This window comes from Shewanella sp. MF05960 (genome assembly GCF_050849305.1).
GTDB lineage: Bacteria > Pseudomonadota > Gammaproteobacteria > Enterobacterales > Shewanellaceae > Shewanella.
This window is the reverse complement of record NZ_JBOZPS010000011.1, coordinates 129,842-143,717: the sequence shown is the minus strand read 5'-3', so window position 1 is coordinate 143,717 and position 13,876 is coordinate 129,842. Positions and strand designations below refer to the sequence as shown.

The 13,876-nt window shown below is 43.8% G+C and carries 10 protein-coding genes, 1 pseudogene and 1 riboswitch; of the genes and pseudogenes, 2 read left to right on the top strand and 9 right to left on the bottom strand.

The genetic code is table 11. The features are described from left to right. Nucleotides 1-297: 297 nt before the first annotated feature. Nucleotides 298-1,074 carry a class I SAM-dependent methyltransferase gene (locus tag ACROAE_RS12995; protein ID WP_432402383.1) on the bottom strand — a complete coding sequence of 259 codons (777 nt, stop codon included), beginning with the start codon at nucleotides 1,072-1,074 and terminating at the stop codon, nucleotides 298-300. Between the two features lie 130 nt (nucleotides 1,075-1,204). Here ACROAE_RS12995 and ACROAE_RS12990 point away from each other — a divergent pair, with 130 nt between their 5' ends. Beyond that, nucleotides 1,205-2,050 (top strand): 23S rRNA (adenine(2030)-N(6))-methyltransferase RlmJ, encoded by an 846-nt coding sequence (locus ACROAE_RS12990; RefSeq protein ID WP_432402381.1) that lies wholly within the window; start codon nucleotides 1,205-1,207, stop codon nucleotides 2,048-2,050. A gap of 123 nt (nucleotides 2,051-2,173) precedes the next feature. Here the strand turns inward: ACROAE_RS12990 and ACROAE_RS12985 are convergent, their stop codons facing one another. The 6 genes and pseudogenes from ACROAE_RS12985 to ACROAE_RS12960 form a co-directional block, all read right to left on the bottom strand. Continuing rightward, a complete protein-coding gene (locus tag ACROAE_RS12985) occupies nucleotides 2,174-3,535 on the bottom strand; it encodes a M28 family peptidase (protein WP_432402417.1) in 1,362 nt (453 codons plus the stop codon). Between the two features lie 90 nt (nucleotides 3,536-3,625). Continuing rightward, a pseudogene (locus tag ACROAE_RS12980) lies at nucleotides 3,626-4,258 on the bottom strand (lytic transglycosylase domain-containing protein); the annotation flags it as partial. A 340-nt stretch (nucleotides 4,259-4,598) separates the two neighbouring features. Next, nucleotides 4,599-5,138: a hypothetical protein gene (locus ACROAE_RS12975; protein WP_432402379.1), complete on the bottom strand. Its 540-nt coding sequence runs from the start codon at nucleotides 5,136-5,138 to the stop codon at nucleotides 4,599-4,601. A 437-nt stretch (nucleotides 5,139-5,575) separates the two neighbouring features. Beyond that, a complete protein-coding gene (locus ACROAE_RS12970; RefSeq protein ID WP_432402377.1) occupies nucleotides 5,576-8,731 on the bottom strand; it encodes an efflux RND transporter permease subunit in 3,156 nt (1,051 codons plus the stop codon). A 9-nt stretch (nucleotides 8,732-8,740) separates the two neighbouring features. Next, nucleotides 8,741-9,889: an efflux RND transporter periplasmic adaptor subunit gene (locus ACROAE_RS12965; protein WP_432402375.1), complete on the bottom strand. Its 1,149-nt coding sequence runs from the start codon at nucleotides 9,887-9,889 to the stop codon at nucleotides 8,741-8,743. A gap of 323 nt (nucleotides 9,890-10,212) precedes the next feature. Further along, complete coding sequence (locus ACROAE_RS12960; RefSeq protein WP_432402373.1) at nucleotides 10,213-11,349, bottom strand: MBL fold metallo-hydrolase; 1,137 nt, start codon at nucleotides 11,347-11,349, stop codon at nucleotides 10,213-10,215. Nucleotides 11,350-11,456: 107 nt separating this feature from the next. Between ACROAE_RS12960 and ACROAE_RS12955 the strand changes: the two genes are divergently transcribed. Further along, entirely contained in the window at nucleotides 11,457-12,065 is a 609-nt protein-coding gene (locus ACROAE_RS12955) for a TetR/AcrR family transcriptional regulator (RefSeq protein WP_432402371.1), read from the top strand. A 16-nt stretch (nucleotides 12,066-12,081) separates the two neighbouring features. Here ACROAE_RS12955 and ACROAE_RS12950 read toward each other — a convergent pair whose 3' ends face one another. Together ACROAE_RS12950 and ACROAE_RS12945 are read right to left on the bottom strand one after the other, a co-directional pair. Further along, complete coding sequence (locus ACROAE_RS12950; protein WP_432402369.1) at nucleotides 12,082-12,768, bottom strand: DNA-3-methyladenine glycosylase I; 687 nt, start codon at nucleotides 12,766-12,768, stop codon at nucleotides 12,082-12,084. An 89-nt stretch (nucleotides 12,769-12,857) separates the two neighbouring features. Further along, nucleotides 12,858-13,388 (bottom strand): thioesterase family protein, encoded by a 531-nt coding sequence (locus ACROAE_RS12945; RefSeq protein ID WP_432402367.1) that lies wholly within the window; start codon nucleotides 13,386-13,388, stop codon nucleotides 12,858-12,860. Between the two features lie 280 nt (nucleotides 13,389-13,668). Further along, a riboswitch (FMN riboswitch) is annotated at nucleotides 13,669-13,837 on the top strand. Nucleotides 13,838-13,876: the final 39 nt, after the last annotated feature.

Here is a 13,876-nt window from a genome sequence, read left to right as displayed (position 1 = left end):
CTAGCGAATTTAAATACGTTTTTGTTCGGTGATGGTTTACGTAAGCTTCTTATATACATGAGTTAAATTCGCACAAATACAGTATATTTAGTGTACTAACATGCAAAAATTTGTCAATATATGGGTTATTAACTACTCAAGGTATTGATATTAAAGGAAATGGCTTTTGTAATATAATTACAAAAACCATTTTTATGTCATTGAATGGGTTAATTTTGTCAAACTATGGGTGCATTATGTCAATGTATGGGTTCAGCGACATATCTTTGATGCTTAATCACTGCTATTTCAACACCACTATTTCATCGCGGCTTTCACATATACATCAAAGCGATTCTTTTTCGTTGCGATAACCATGCTTGGTTTTACTCCGTCGAGGTCTTCAGCATAATCGGGGCGTTTTACGACTACGCGTTTGGTGGCGAGTGCCATTGCCGGGGCTAACAATCCATCGGCGTCTAAGTCGGCACCAACTAAGGTTTGAAATACGCGCATTTCTTTTTTAACTAAAGCTGACTTTTCACGGTGCGGGTACATGGGGTCAAGGTAAACCACATCGATTTCGGTGGCCGATGATTGAGCGGCGTTAGCTAATGCTGTCAAACTTGAACCGTGAAATAGGCTCATCAGCTCCTGCATCCATTGGCCGATTTCAGCATCTTCATAAGCGCGGCGTAAGCCATCTTCTAATAGCGCGGCTACCACTGGGTTGCGCTCAACCATAATCACTTTGCAACCTAGGCTTGCCAATACAAACGCATCGCGGCCTAGCCCTGCTGTACCATCGACAACCGTTGGCGTTACGCCTTGCTTTAACCCGACAGCTTTGGCAATCGATTGACCGCGCCCACCGCCAAATTTGCGGCGATGTGCCACAGCACCAGATACAAAATCAACGTTAATACCATCTAATTTAGGTTCATCTCGTTTGTACAAACTCAAACAGTTTTGCTCAAAACGCAATTCAAACGCGGCGTCTTTGTCCCACACTAATTGCCAGCGGCTGGCGATATCAACCAATGTTGGGTACTGCTGATTAAAGAAGATCGGTGTCTGCAACAAGATAAATACCATGCCAATATAAGAAACTACCTCATTATGCCAAAAGCCATCTCCAGTGAATACCTATACCTCACGCTTGAGAAAACTTATAATGGTGCTATTACACAGTTTTTGCTGTCTCATTTAGTTAATGGAAATGCCCATGCTCAGTTATCGCCACGGTTATCATGCTGGCAATTATGCCGATGTGCTTAAACACGCCATGCTTATTCAAGCGTTAAAAGCCATGCAGAAAAAAGAAAAACCTTACGTGTATATCGACACCCATGCAGGTGCTGGCGCGTATTCGTTAACAGATGAGTTTTCGCAAAAAACGGGTGAGTATTTAGAAGGTATAGCGAAGCTTTGGGACCACGATAATTTGCCTATCGCTTTAGCCGATTATGTAGAGTCTGTACGCCATTTTAACGCTGAGCATGATGGTGAATTAGCTGTATACCCTGGCTCACCAGCGTTTGTTGATGTGGAATTACGCCCACAAGACCGCATGGTATTACACGAACTGCACACCACTGACCATGAGTTACTTGAAGATTATTTTGTTCAAGACAAACAAGTGAAAGTGATTAATGGTGATGGGCTGGCGGGTTTAATCGCTGCGGTGCCACCGTTAGAACGTCGTGGCGTAATATTAATTGACCCAAGTTACGAAATAAAAACAGACTACGTTGATGTAGCAGAAACGATTATTAAAGCACATAAGCGTTTTGCGACCGGAATGTTTATGCTGTGGTATCCGGTAGTAAAACGTGAACAAACGGAAGCCATGCTGACATTACTTAAAAATAGCGGCATTAAAAAACAACTGCGTATTGAGCAAGGCTTGAGTGCGGACAGTGACGAGTTTGGCATGACAGCGGCCGGTTTATGGATTATTAATCCACCTTGGCAAATGGACGTTATGGCCAAAGAAGCATTAGATTACTTAGCGCCATTATTGGGCCGAGCTGACGGTTACACGACCGTGAAGTGGGAAGTTGGCGAGTAATCGAAATGTCCCAACTTAGATAATAGTTTGGCTAATAGTGATACCAATAAAAAAGCCCGGCGCATGCATATGAGCCGGGCTTTTACTATTCTATTGTTTAGTTATTAAGGTCGCTTAAAAAGCTTACTTAAAAAACGCGCCTGCTGCCCCTGGGAATACCACTGGGCTGACATTGCCATTGGCGGCCACGCTTGCAACGCCAAATAAGTAATTATCAATCACAAGATTATCCAGAGTAAAGGTATTCACCTTGCCCACATAGCGGCTGTGGGTCCACTCTGGCGCGGTAGTTGAGCGCCAATACACTCGATAACCTACCACGGTTTCATCACTGCTTTTTGCCCAATTCAATGTGGTACTGGGAGACACCTGGCCTTCAATCTTCACTTGTGTTGGCGGTGCAGGTGCCCAGGCTTGTGCGGCTAAACTTAAGGCATTTAATGCGGTAAGCTTGGCGGTAAAGCCAAAATCAACCCCTTCAATCACATCACCATAAGCAATGCCATTTTCAACCCGAATATCCTGATGTTGGCGGTCGTAATGTTCGTTAGTTTCCATAATGCGCACCGCAGGCAAACCAGCTTGGTTAAACGGTAAATGATGCCCACCACGGCCAAATCGGTCGAGGCGATACACTAACATTACGTCTAGATTCGTCATGTATTGGTCGGCCAAGGTTTTTATATTACGGGCTAAATTACGCGAAGCAGAATCGTTCTCACCACCACTAAAATAACGCTCTTTTGCCTCGTCGGCCGTTTCTGCAAAACGTACACCTTCCGAAAATACTCGCACACTGCTGTTATTGACTACGCCATTAATGCCAGAAATATTGCCGATCATGTCGTTGTTTAACACCGCTTGCACTTGCCAGCCTTGCGCTTTTGCGTAGTCGGCTAGAATATTGCCGCCGTACAAACCCTGTTCTTCACCCGACAACGCGGCGTACACTATGGTGCCGTTAAACTGATATTTTGATAACACACGAGCGGCTTCTAACGCGCCAGCTACACCGGAGGCATTATCGTTAGCACCTGGCGAAATGGAGGTAGCATCGAGCACGTCAGTCACCCGCGAATCAATATCACCGCTCATCATCACTACACGCTTAGGGTCTGTTTTACCACGTTGAATAGCAATAACGTTGACCACCTCGGTAGGCTGCGCAATTCGCTTACCCTCTACGGTGTTTGCTACCGTTACCACTTCGAGGCAACCACCACATTCTTTTGAAATCCGCTTAAACTCGGCTTCTATCCAGCGTCTTGCGGCGCCAATGCCTTGGGTGTCAGATTGCGTGTCCGACATAGTATGGCGAGTGCCAAAATTCACCAATGTACGAATATCTTGCTCAATGCGCTGCGCTTGAGGTGCATTAGCAATGTCGTACAAGCGCATGTCTTCTTGCGAAGGGGCTACAAATACGGGTTTGTCCGCGGCAAGTGCTGGCAAGGCCACAGCACCAAAAATTAATAAACCCGCCATGCCTGCTAAGCAATAGCCACTATTACGGCTGAGTTTGACGCGCTTTGGCTGCGCTTTATGAATTAAATGCTTCATGAATAATGACCTTAATTAACTGGCTAATGCTTTTTGATAGCGTTTGAATAATATTTTTACGCGCTTCACATAAGCTTGAGTTTCAGGATATGGCGGAATGCCACGATATTGAGTGACGGTACTCGGGCCGGCATTGTACGCGGCGCACGCTAAGTCTAGATCACCATTAAATTGGGCTAACAGTTGCGCTAAATAGCGGCTACCACCACGAATATTTTGCTGGGCATTTAACGGGTTGTCTACGCCCATGTCACTGGCGGTACCGGGCATTAATTGCATTAGCCCTTTTGCACCGGCTTTTGAAACTGCCCCAGGTTTAAACGCCGATTCGGCATGGATCACGGCTCTGATTAATGCCGGATCTAACTGATATTTGTGTGCTGCTAATGCTACATCGGTGGCAAAGTGCGAGGTAAAGAGTGGAATTTTGTACCAGTCGATAGTTGAATCTGGGCGGCAAGCAAAACATTCGTACAACAGCACTTGATAATCGGCATCTAACGGTTGTTGATCGCTAAACACCATAATTCCGTTGGCTTGCTTGTATTGATACACTTTACGTTTTTCGACGCCTAAATCACTGACAATACCGTTTTCAGAATATTGGGCTTTAACCTTGGGTTTACGTGTTGCAGAGGATGATTGGCTCAGCGGATAATCATTGGTTAACGTTCGCGGTTGTGGCTTATCGCCAACATACCCGCCATTAAGCGATAATTGATCGTTAATGGATTTAGGGCTGTTTGGCGTCAACACGTTAAATGCTTCAAGAGTGGGTTTACTGCTATTCCCCTGCGCATTGTTCTGTGTCGGTTTTAGCTGGAGCTGTTTTTTTTCGGTAGGCTCTTCAACACGGTATTTCGCTTTTATTTGTGGTTTTGTGGTTTCTTCTACTTGAGGATAAACCACTTGTTTAGCGTGTACTTGCGCAGCACAAAAGAGTAATACGATAATCAATAGCGCCAGCTCATTACGCCACAACATCGAGTTACTCCTGCACTTGATCAAATATCGGCATTGGCGCGATACGGGCAAATTTAGCAACGGCAGAACCAGGGAAAATCTTAACCCCACTGTTAAGCTCATCGACCGCTTTACGGTAAAAATCTTCGGCATGTATAAAGTCGAGTTCGAGTTGCAAATACTCAGCCAGTTGCTCGGTGCACAGTTTGTCTTTATTTACCGTAGACAATAGCGACTCTAGACCTTGATCGATTTGCTGCCATGCTGCAATCGATACCGACAACGACCCACCTGCAACATTTGATTCTTCAATCGGTTGCTGCCAATCATGTTCGGGTTGTAGCTGTTTTAGCTGCTCCAACTGAGCTTGCTGGTCATCGGTTAACGGGCGTGGGTAAGAGGGTTTTTCCTGACACAGCTCAGTAAAGAGTGTCAGCCTTCTATCAATTTTTGAGTCGATGACTTTTAGCGCTTCAATGGCTGAAGTGCGTTTTTTAAGTAAACTGGCATACCAAAGATAGGCCAGAATCGCGGCTAAAGTGAGGCTAATAAATAGCGCCTGCATGGTGACATCCTTTATTATTGTTATTCACTATCATAATCATTATTTAATCAAAAGTTCATCTTTATCGGCGATATCTTCGCTAAAAAATAACCACAAAAGTGTTTATCTGTACAAATAGATGTTAAAAAACTGTTTTGATTACGATCTTAATCATAACACAATTATCGAATAAAATCTGGATGATATTTACACAGTTAATTTTTTAATCACCATTTTTTTCAATCACCTAAAGCCTAATTTACCAGAGTGTTTTTTAAACACTTTTTAAGTTTACTCTATTTAAACAAGCCCATTAGTGGCTTTTAAGTATCATTTAATCACTGTTAATCCTCTTTTTACTCGCTATGCGATTTTTAGCTAAATCCAAATATAAATGCATATTGCTACAGGCACAAAAAAGCCCAGTAAAACTGGGCTTTTTTACAACGGGTTACCGATTAAATCGATTTTCTATCGTTATCGACTTTTTCGTCGTCCTCTTCGCTGGGTTTTTCACGCTTACTAAAGATGCGCTCAACCACCACAAAGAATAACGGCACAAAGAAAATACCTAAGAATGTCGATGACATCATCCCGCCCAGTACTGCCGTACCAATAGCGTTTTGACTACCAGAACCTACGCCAGAGCTAATGGCTAATGGTACAACACCTAAACCGAAGGCTAATGATGTCATTAAAATTGGGCGTAAACGGACTCTAACTGCATGCAGTGTTGCCTCAATTAAGCCTGAGCCTTTTTCGTAGTATTCTTTGGCAAACTCAACAATCAAAATGGCATTTTTGGTCGCCAGCCCGACTGTAGTTAATAAGCCTACCTGGAAGAATACGTCGTTAGGTAAACCGCGACCATTCATGGCTATCAATGCACCAATAATCCCTAATGGCACCACAAGAATAACCGATAACGGCACCGACCAGCTCTCGTATAGTGCCGCAAGCACTAAGAACACAATTAAGATAGATAATGCATATAACGCTGGTGCCTGGTTGCCCGACAACCGTTCTTCATATGACAAACCATTCCATTCTATGCCGTAACCAGGTGGAAGCTGTTTGGCCATTTCTTCTAGTGCATCCATCGCTGCACCAGTACTGTAACCAGGTACTGTCGCACCTTGAATGTTAACCGCGGGTACACCGTTAAAACGCTGTAACTGAGGTGAACCAAACTCCCACGATCCAGTCGAAAATGCCGAGAACGGTACCATTTCGCCATTGCTATTACGCACATACCAGGTGTCTAAGTCGCTTGGCTGCATACGATATTTCGCCTCACCTTGCACATACACCTTTTTCACGCGGCCGCGGTCAATAAAGTCATTTACGTATGAGCCACCTAATGCAGTCGCCATTACGCTGTTAACGTTATTGATATCAATATCTAATGCACGCAATTTAGCGTGATCGACGTGAATTTGATACATAGGCGCGTCTTCTTGACCGTTAGGTCTGACGCCTACTAGGTTGGGGTTTTGCGCCGCCATGCCGAGCATTTGATTACGCGCTTCAATTAACTTGGTATGGCCTTGACCATTCAAATCTTTTAAGTACATATCAAAACCATTGGCGGTACCCAGCTCAATGACCGACGGCGGTACAAAGGCGAACACTAAGGCTTCTTTGATTTGCATAAAGCGCCCCATTGCCCTGCCAGCAAGTGACTGAACATCTTCACCTGGCGCTTCGCGAGTTGACCAATCTTTTAAGCCTACAAACGCAATACCCATATTTTGACCTGAACCGGCAAAACTAAAGCCTGCGACGGTAAATACAGATCGAACAATGTCTTTTTCGTCATTGAGGTAATAGTCGTTAACCTGTTTAAGCACTTTTACGGTGCTTTCTTGGGTTGAGTTTGTTGGCAAAATTGCTTGGGTAAATAAGATACCTTGGTCTTCATCTGGCAAGAATGCGGTTGGCATACGCAAAAAAATCCAACCCACCGCAATCACTAAACCAATGTAAATCAGCATCACTCTAAATGAGCGCTTTAAAATACTGCCAACACTAGACTCATAACGTGAGGTCATGGCATCAAACTTGCGGTTAAACCAACCAAAAAATCCTGTGTCCGCTTGAGTATGGCCTTTTTTAATCGGTTTTAGCATGGTGGCACATAATGCCGGTGTTAATACGATTGCGACAAACACAGACAACGCCATTGCCGATACAATCGTAATCGAGAACTGACGATAAATAACCCCAGTAGAGCCAGACATAAATGCCATAGGCACAAATACCGCAGACAAAGTCAAACCAATACCAACTAACGCACTGGTGATTTGATCCATTGACTTACGGGTGGCCTCAAGTGGACTTAAGCCCTCTTCTGACATCACACGCTCAACGTTCTCGACCACAACAATTGCATCGTCCACCAGCAGACCAATCGCCAGTACCATGGCAAACATGGTTAAGGTATTAATGGTAAAGCCTGCTGCCGATAGCACGGCAAACGTACCAAGCAATACAACCGGTACGGCAATCGTTGGGATTAACGTGGCTCTAAAGTTTTGCAGGAACAGATACATAATCAAGAATACCAATACAATGGCTTCTATCAATGTATGCACTACGCCTTCAATCGATTGCTCAACAAATGGCGTAGTATCGTAAGGGTAAACAACTTCAAGTCCTTGCGGGAAAAACGCTTTCATCTCATTAATTTTGGCTTTAACACCTTCTGCGGTGTCGAGCGCGTTGGCACCAGTAGCCAATTTAACCGCTAAACCAGACGCTGGCTTGCCATTGAAATAAGAATCAACGGCATAACTTTCTGCCCCCAGTTCAACTCTAGCCACGTCTTCAAGATACACATTTGCGCCAGATGAGTCAGACTTCAGAATAATCCGTCTAAACTCTTCTGGTGTTTGCAGACGGCTTTGGGCTGATATTGTCGCGTTTAACTCTTGCCCAGCTACCGATGGGGCTCCCCCTAATTGGCCTGCAGAAATCTGTGCGTTTTGTTCACTAATCGCAGCAGTAACATCAATACTGGTTAAGTTGTATTGAGTTAATTTTAGTGGGTCGAGCCAAATACGCATCGCATATTGCGCACCAAAAAGCGTCAGTTCACCCACGCCAGGTACACGGCTCATTGGGTCTTGAACATTGGCTGCGACATAGTCTGAAATGTCACTTTTTCCCATTGAGCCATCTTGTGACACAAAACCCATCACCATCAAAAAGCCTGATGTCGACTTATTCACTTTTACACCCTGCTGCTGAACTTCAGAAGGCAGTAAAGGCGTGGCAGCCTGTAATTTATTTTGCACCTGAACCTGTGCAATATCAGGATCGGCTTCAGCATTAAAGGTTAAGGTGATTTTGGTGTTACCAAAACTGTCACTGGTCGATGAGATATAGCGTAAATGATCCAAGCCGGTCATTTGTTGCTCAATAACCTGTGTTACCGTGTCTTCCATGGTTTTGGCAGACGCACCAGGATAAAAAGCACTGATCACCACTGTTGGCGGGGCAATACTCGGATACTGTGCAATCGGTAAGCCTCTAATGGCCAACACACCTGCAAGCATAATTAAAATTGCGATTACCCAAGCAAAAATAGGGCGATCAATAAAAAAGCGAGCCATAATTTATCCCTACTTTTGTGATTCGTCAGCCGTTAATACTTGTGGTGAAACCGGTGCGCCTGGGCGGATTTTTTGCAGACCTTCGACAATTAATTTGTCGCCCACCGCTAAACCTTCAACAATACGCCATTGGTTGCCAATCACTTCAGCTGTTGTCACTACGCGCATTTCTGCGTGGTTATCTTTGTCGACGACCATTGCAACCGCTTGGCCTTTATTGTTACGAGTTATAGCGCGTTGCGGCACTAAAATCGCATTAGGGTCCTGACCAGCATTTAACTGGGCGCGCACATACATACCGGGCAATAACATACCTTCAGGGTTAGGGAACTCTGCACGCAATGTCACCGAACCGGTCGTTTCGTCTACATTCACCTCAGCAAATTGTAGAGTACCTTGATGGTCATAAGTGCTGCCATCTTCAAGCATTAATGTCACTTCAGCGTTGTCGCTTTTCAGTAACTGGCCTGAACGTAGGTTGGCTTTTAAGCGTAATAGTTGAACACTTGATTGAACGATGTCGATATTAATGGGATCAAGTTGCTGAATGGTCGCGAGCGTTGTGGCCTGATTAGCCGTAACCAATGCCCCTGCCGTCACCGATGATTTACCAATTCGGCCAGCTATCGGCGCTTTAACCTCGGTGTACTCAAGGTTAATGTTAGCAGTATTAATTGCCGCTTTTGCCACTGTGACCGCGGCTTGCGCTTCTTTGTATGCAGCTTCGGTTTCATCAAAATCTTGTTGACTCACTGCATTGGTTTTCACCAATTTAGCGTAACGAGCGGCTTTTGCTTTAGCAGAACCGAATGCGGCATTGGCACTGGCTAAGTCTGCTTCGGCACTGATTAATGCCGCTTTATAGGTTGCTGAATCGATTTGATAAAGTGACTGACCTTGAGTCACTTCGCTGCCTTCGGTAAAGGCACGCTTGGTAACAATACCAGAAACCTGTGGACGCACTTCTGCTTCTAAAAATGCACGACTACGACCAGGTAGCTCAACCATAAGGGTTTGAGATACAGCTTCAACTGTCATTACGCCTACGGGAGAAGGAGGTTGCTGCTGTTGCTGTGCCTGGCCATCCTCAGCCTTGCCACAAGCGGTAATCCATAATGCGGCTGATATAACCGCGGCGATTTTCAATGCTTTATGCATGTGTGCTCCTACTCCGATTTACGTTCAATATGGTTCCTCAGTCTTGAGGCATTCCATCTGAAAATAGCTAAAATTAAACTGTTAAATTTTCTGTGTTCTTTATCGCATAGGTACAAAATTCAAACAACTCAACCTAATACAATAAATTGTAAATAAATAATAAGTTTAGGTTATATATAGCTAATTTGTTAATAACTTGTTGCTTGCAAATGAGCAATCAAACAAATTAGATCCAATCACTTATTTTAGCGCACCTTACGGCAACATGTTGACAATATCAACTTAATTGCATTCGGGTTAGATAGCACTACTATCAACATAGATTAATTATGATCCGTGACAACCTCATTTAATTCATCCATCTTGGTTGAATTAACCTGTTGTTCTGTATCATCCATCGCTGGATTTACCATTATCTCGCGCCACCATAATTGGTTAGCCTGTGGATTTGCCAACATCACTGCCTGGCCAAATTTAGGGGTCAACAAGGTGACGTTATGCTGTTTGGCTAATGTGTTAATACGCTCGAAAGGTTCAAACCAGTCATGTAATGCCAAATCGAAAGTGCCATTATGTACTGGCATCATTGCCTTAGCGTTAACATCGATATGCGCCTGTAGACTTTGCTCTGGCAACATATGGATATCACTCCATAAGTCATTATAGGCACCCGTTTCAATCATGCTCAGATCAAACGGCCCCAAACGCTCACCAATTTCTTTAAAACCTTTAAAATAGCCACTGTCGCCGCTAAAAAACACCTTGTGCTGCGACCCCTGGATAACCCAACTGGCCCATAATGTTTGATTACGGTCTAGCAAACCACGGCCAGAAAAATGCTGCGCTGGCGTAGCGGTGATATGTAAACCATTTAACTCAACAGACTGCCACCACTCAAGCTCGGTCACTTGAATAGGGTCGACACCCCATGATGTTAAGTATTTTCCGACGTTAAGCGGCGTCACAAAATGTTGTACTTTGCCGATTAATTGTTCAATCGCGGCTTTATCGAGATGATCATAATGATCGTGGCTAATAATAACCGTTTTGATGGCCGGTAAATCGGCAATACTAATTGGTGATTGATGAAAACGCTTCGGCCCAGCCCATTGTACAGGTGATGCTCGTTCGCTAAAAACCGGGTCGATTAACACGTATTCACCATCAATACGCATCAGTAACGTTGAGTGGCCTAAGCGATAAACAGCATCTTCTGTCGATTGCGCTAGGATAGTTGGCGTTAGCGCCTCTAACGGCACGGCATTTTGAGGGGCTGGCGCCTGGCGCTGGGTATTCCAATAAGCTTTGGCGATAGGCCATAAACTGCTTAACCCCGCTTGATAAGCTTTTTCACTATTAATGAAAGGCTGGCTTTTATTGGCAGCTGACCATGTTTTAGTGAGCCATATAATCGCAGCTAACACCAAAAACCCGACAATAACACCGGTTAATATTTTCATTTCAACACCAATAAAGTACACTACACGGTGTAGTTTAATAATCTCTCATTGAAAAGTAAACTGCTCAGTGTAAAATATCTTCCATAAAATTGAATACAGTGCTGATCATGACTCAAGAAAAACAAACTCGTAGCCAAATTAAACGTGCGGCCATTATTGAAGCCGCCAGAACGACCTTTAAAGCATTAGGGGTTGCGGCGACGAGTATGGACAAATTAGCAGAAGTGGCTGGAGTGTCTAAACGCACGGTTTACAATCACTTTGCCACCAAAGAAGCCTTAGTGATGATCTTAATGACCGAGTTATGGCAACAGGCATTATCGCAACCTTCTGAGCCTTATAACCCAGGCAAGCCGCTAGCACCGCAATTACAACAGTTAGTACGCTGTGATATTGATCATATTCAGTCAGAAGAACACATTGAAGTGTCGAGAATGGTGATTGGCCACTTGTTTTATGCATCTGAAATGCAACAAGAAATCAAAAAAATAATTAAAGAAGAAACCGCGATTTTACGTTGGATTAAAGCGGCCAACAAAGATGGCCGCATCAATGTAGATGATATTGAACAGGCCCAAGACCAAGTCCAAAATTTAATTAAAGGCCAATGTTTTTGGCCGTTAATTTTTCAAATTATCGAGCCGTTAACTGACGAAGAAAAAGACCAGCACGCGGCAGAAATCGTCAACGTGTTTTTGTGCCGCTATCAGGCGTAATACTTATTAAGTCTGTCTAAACACGGTTATCGCCCACACCCAAAGAAATAACACGGCTTATTTCAGCTAAGCTCATGCCAGACTCTTGCTGCCAATGATTAAACGCCGCTTGGGTTTGGCGCAATGCAGTTTGCGAGGTAAAGCCCGCATCCACTACCTTATGGCCGGTTAAATACGCTTGCACATCTTGGCTCATCAAAAAGGTGTCTTTACCTATTGCGCGTAAAAAATAAGGGCCGGTATTACCACCTAAACGAGTGCCACGTTTTTTAAGCACTTGCCATAAACCCGTTATGTCATCACTTGGCCAATGTGCAATAAATTCAGCAAAGCTGCCGTGTTCAGCATTAATCTGCTGGATCATGTAAGCATTATCAACAATCGCTTGGGTTTTCTTTTGATGACGAATAAGCGCAGGATCGCTGGCACGCTGCTGAATTTGATCTGGCGATAACATCAATACTTTCATTGGTTCAAAGTCAAAGAAGGCTTTTTCGTAAGCTGGCCATTTATTGTCGACCACTCGCCATACAAAACCACTTTGAAAAACACGTTTACTCATCACTGAAAGTAACTGCGCATCGGTATATTCACTGATCTCATCAGCGTCGAGTGTATTGGGTAGCAATGACTTAACGACAGCAGGTCCGCCTTTACGCTCACAAGCTCGCGCCCAAATATCACTGAATTTCTCTAATGCCACCGTGCTACTCCTTTCACCTTATCAACCTAAAATTGCTAATACGACAGAGTCAGATTGATTGATCTAAATATACTAAAAATCAATGATAGTTATGTATTACACTCTTTTTTGAGTTGTAAAAACTGTTTCCATTTTACCACTTCGGCAGGTAATTCAGGCGTACCACCGGTATAACCCGCTGCTTCAATTAAGGTTTCGATAGGCACTTGCTTACCACGGCATACAAATACCCCGCGAACATGCGCAATACAATGCAAACCTCGCGCTGTCACGATACGATGCTCAATATAAAAGTATTTTTCATCCCAACCGACTATCTTGGTTTCAATGGTAAACTTTTCAAACGGTTTAATATCGCGAATATAAGTAAACTCTGCAGCATTGACTATGGGTAACCACTTATTCTTTAAAAATTGCTTCATTAAACCAATTTCAGCAATCAAATAAGTACGCGCTAAATCCATAAAAGCAGGATAGCGAGAGTTGGTTAAATGCATATTGATGTCGCAATCTAACGGCAAAACCCGATAGTTAATTTTACTGGTGCCTAAAAAATCAATACGTTTGCAATGGCCAATTCGCCATAAAAACAATAACGCAAAACGAAAATACAGATTCATTTACCACTACTCCTATTGTTAGCGCGACAGGCTAACAAAGGTCATACCAGCGAGCAAGGAGCTTTGCTGTCTTTGACTTATTTAACACTCAATCATCAACACAAACTCAACAGCGTACCGAAATTTGTTACTCTTTTTGCGACTCATCCCCCTTTTCATCTCAGGCTTAACTGATTACCATAGCAATGCGGTGTTAACTTGTTGGTGTTGTTAAAACACTGACAAGATGAACAACAGCATTTATCGTTATCGACAAATGCTCAACGCAAACAACATTGTTTATAATTCTCAGGGCGGGGCGCAATTCCCCACCGGCGGTAAACTTGAAAAAGTAAGCCCGCGAGCGCTCGATTCGTCGAGGTCAGCAGATCTGGTGACTTAGTATTGCTTAAAGGTAATGTCTAACAGTCCAGAGCCGACGGTTATAGTCCGGATGAGAGAGAATAGAGATACATCAATCAGCCCACGGCTTTTTGATGCAATTTGTT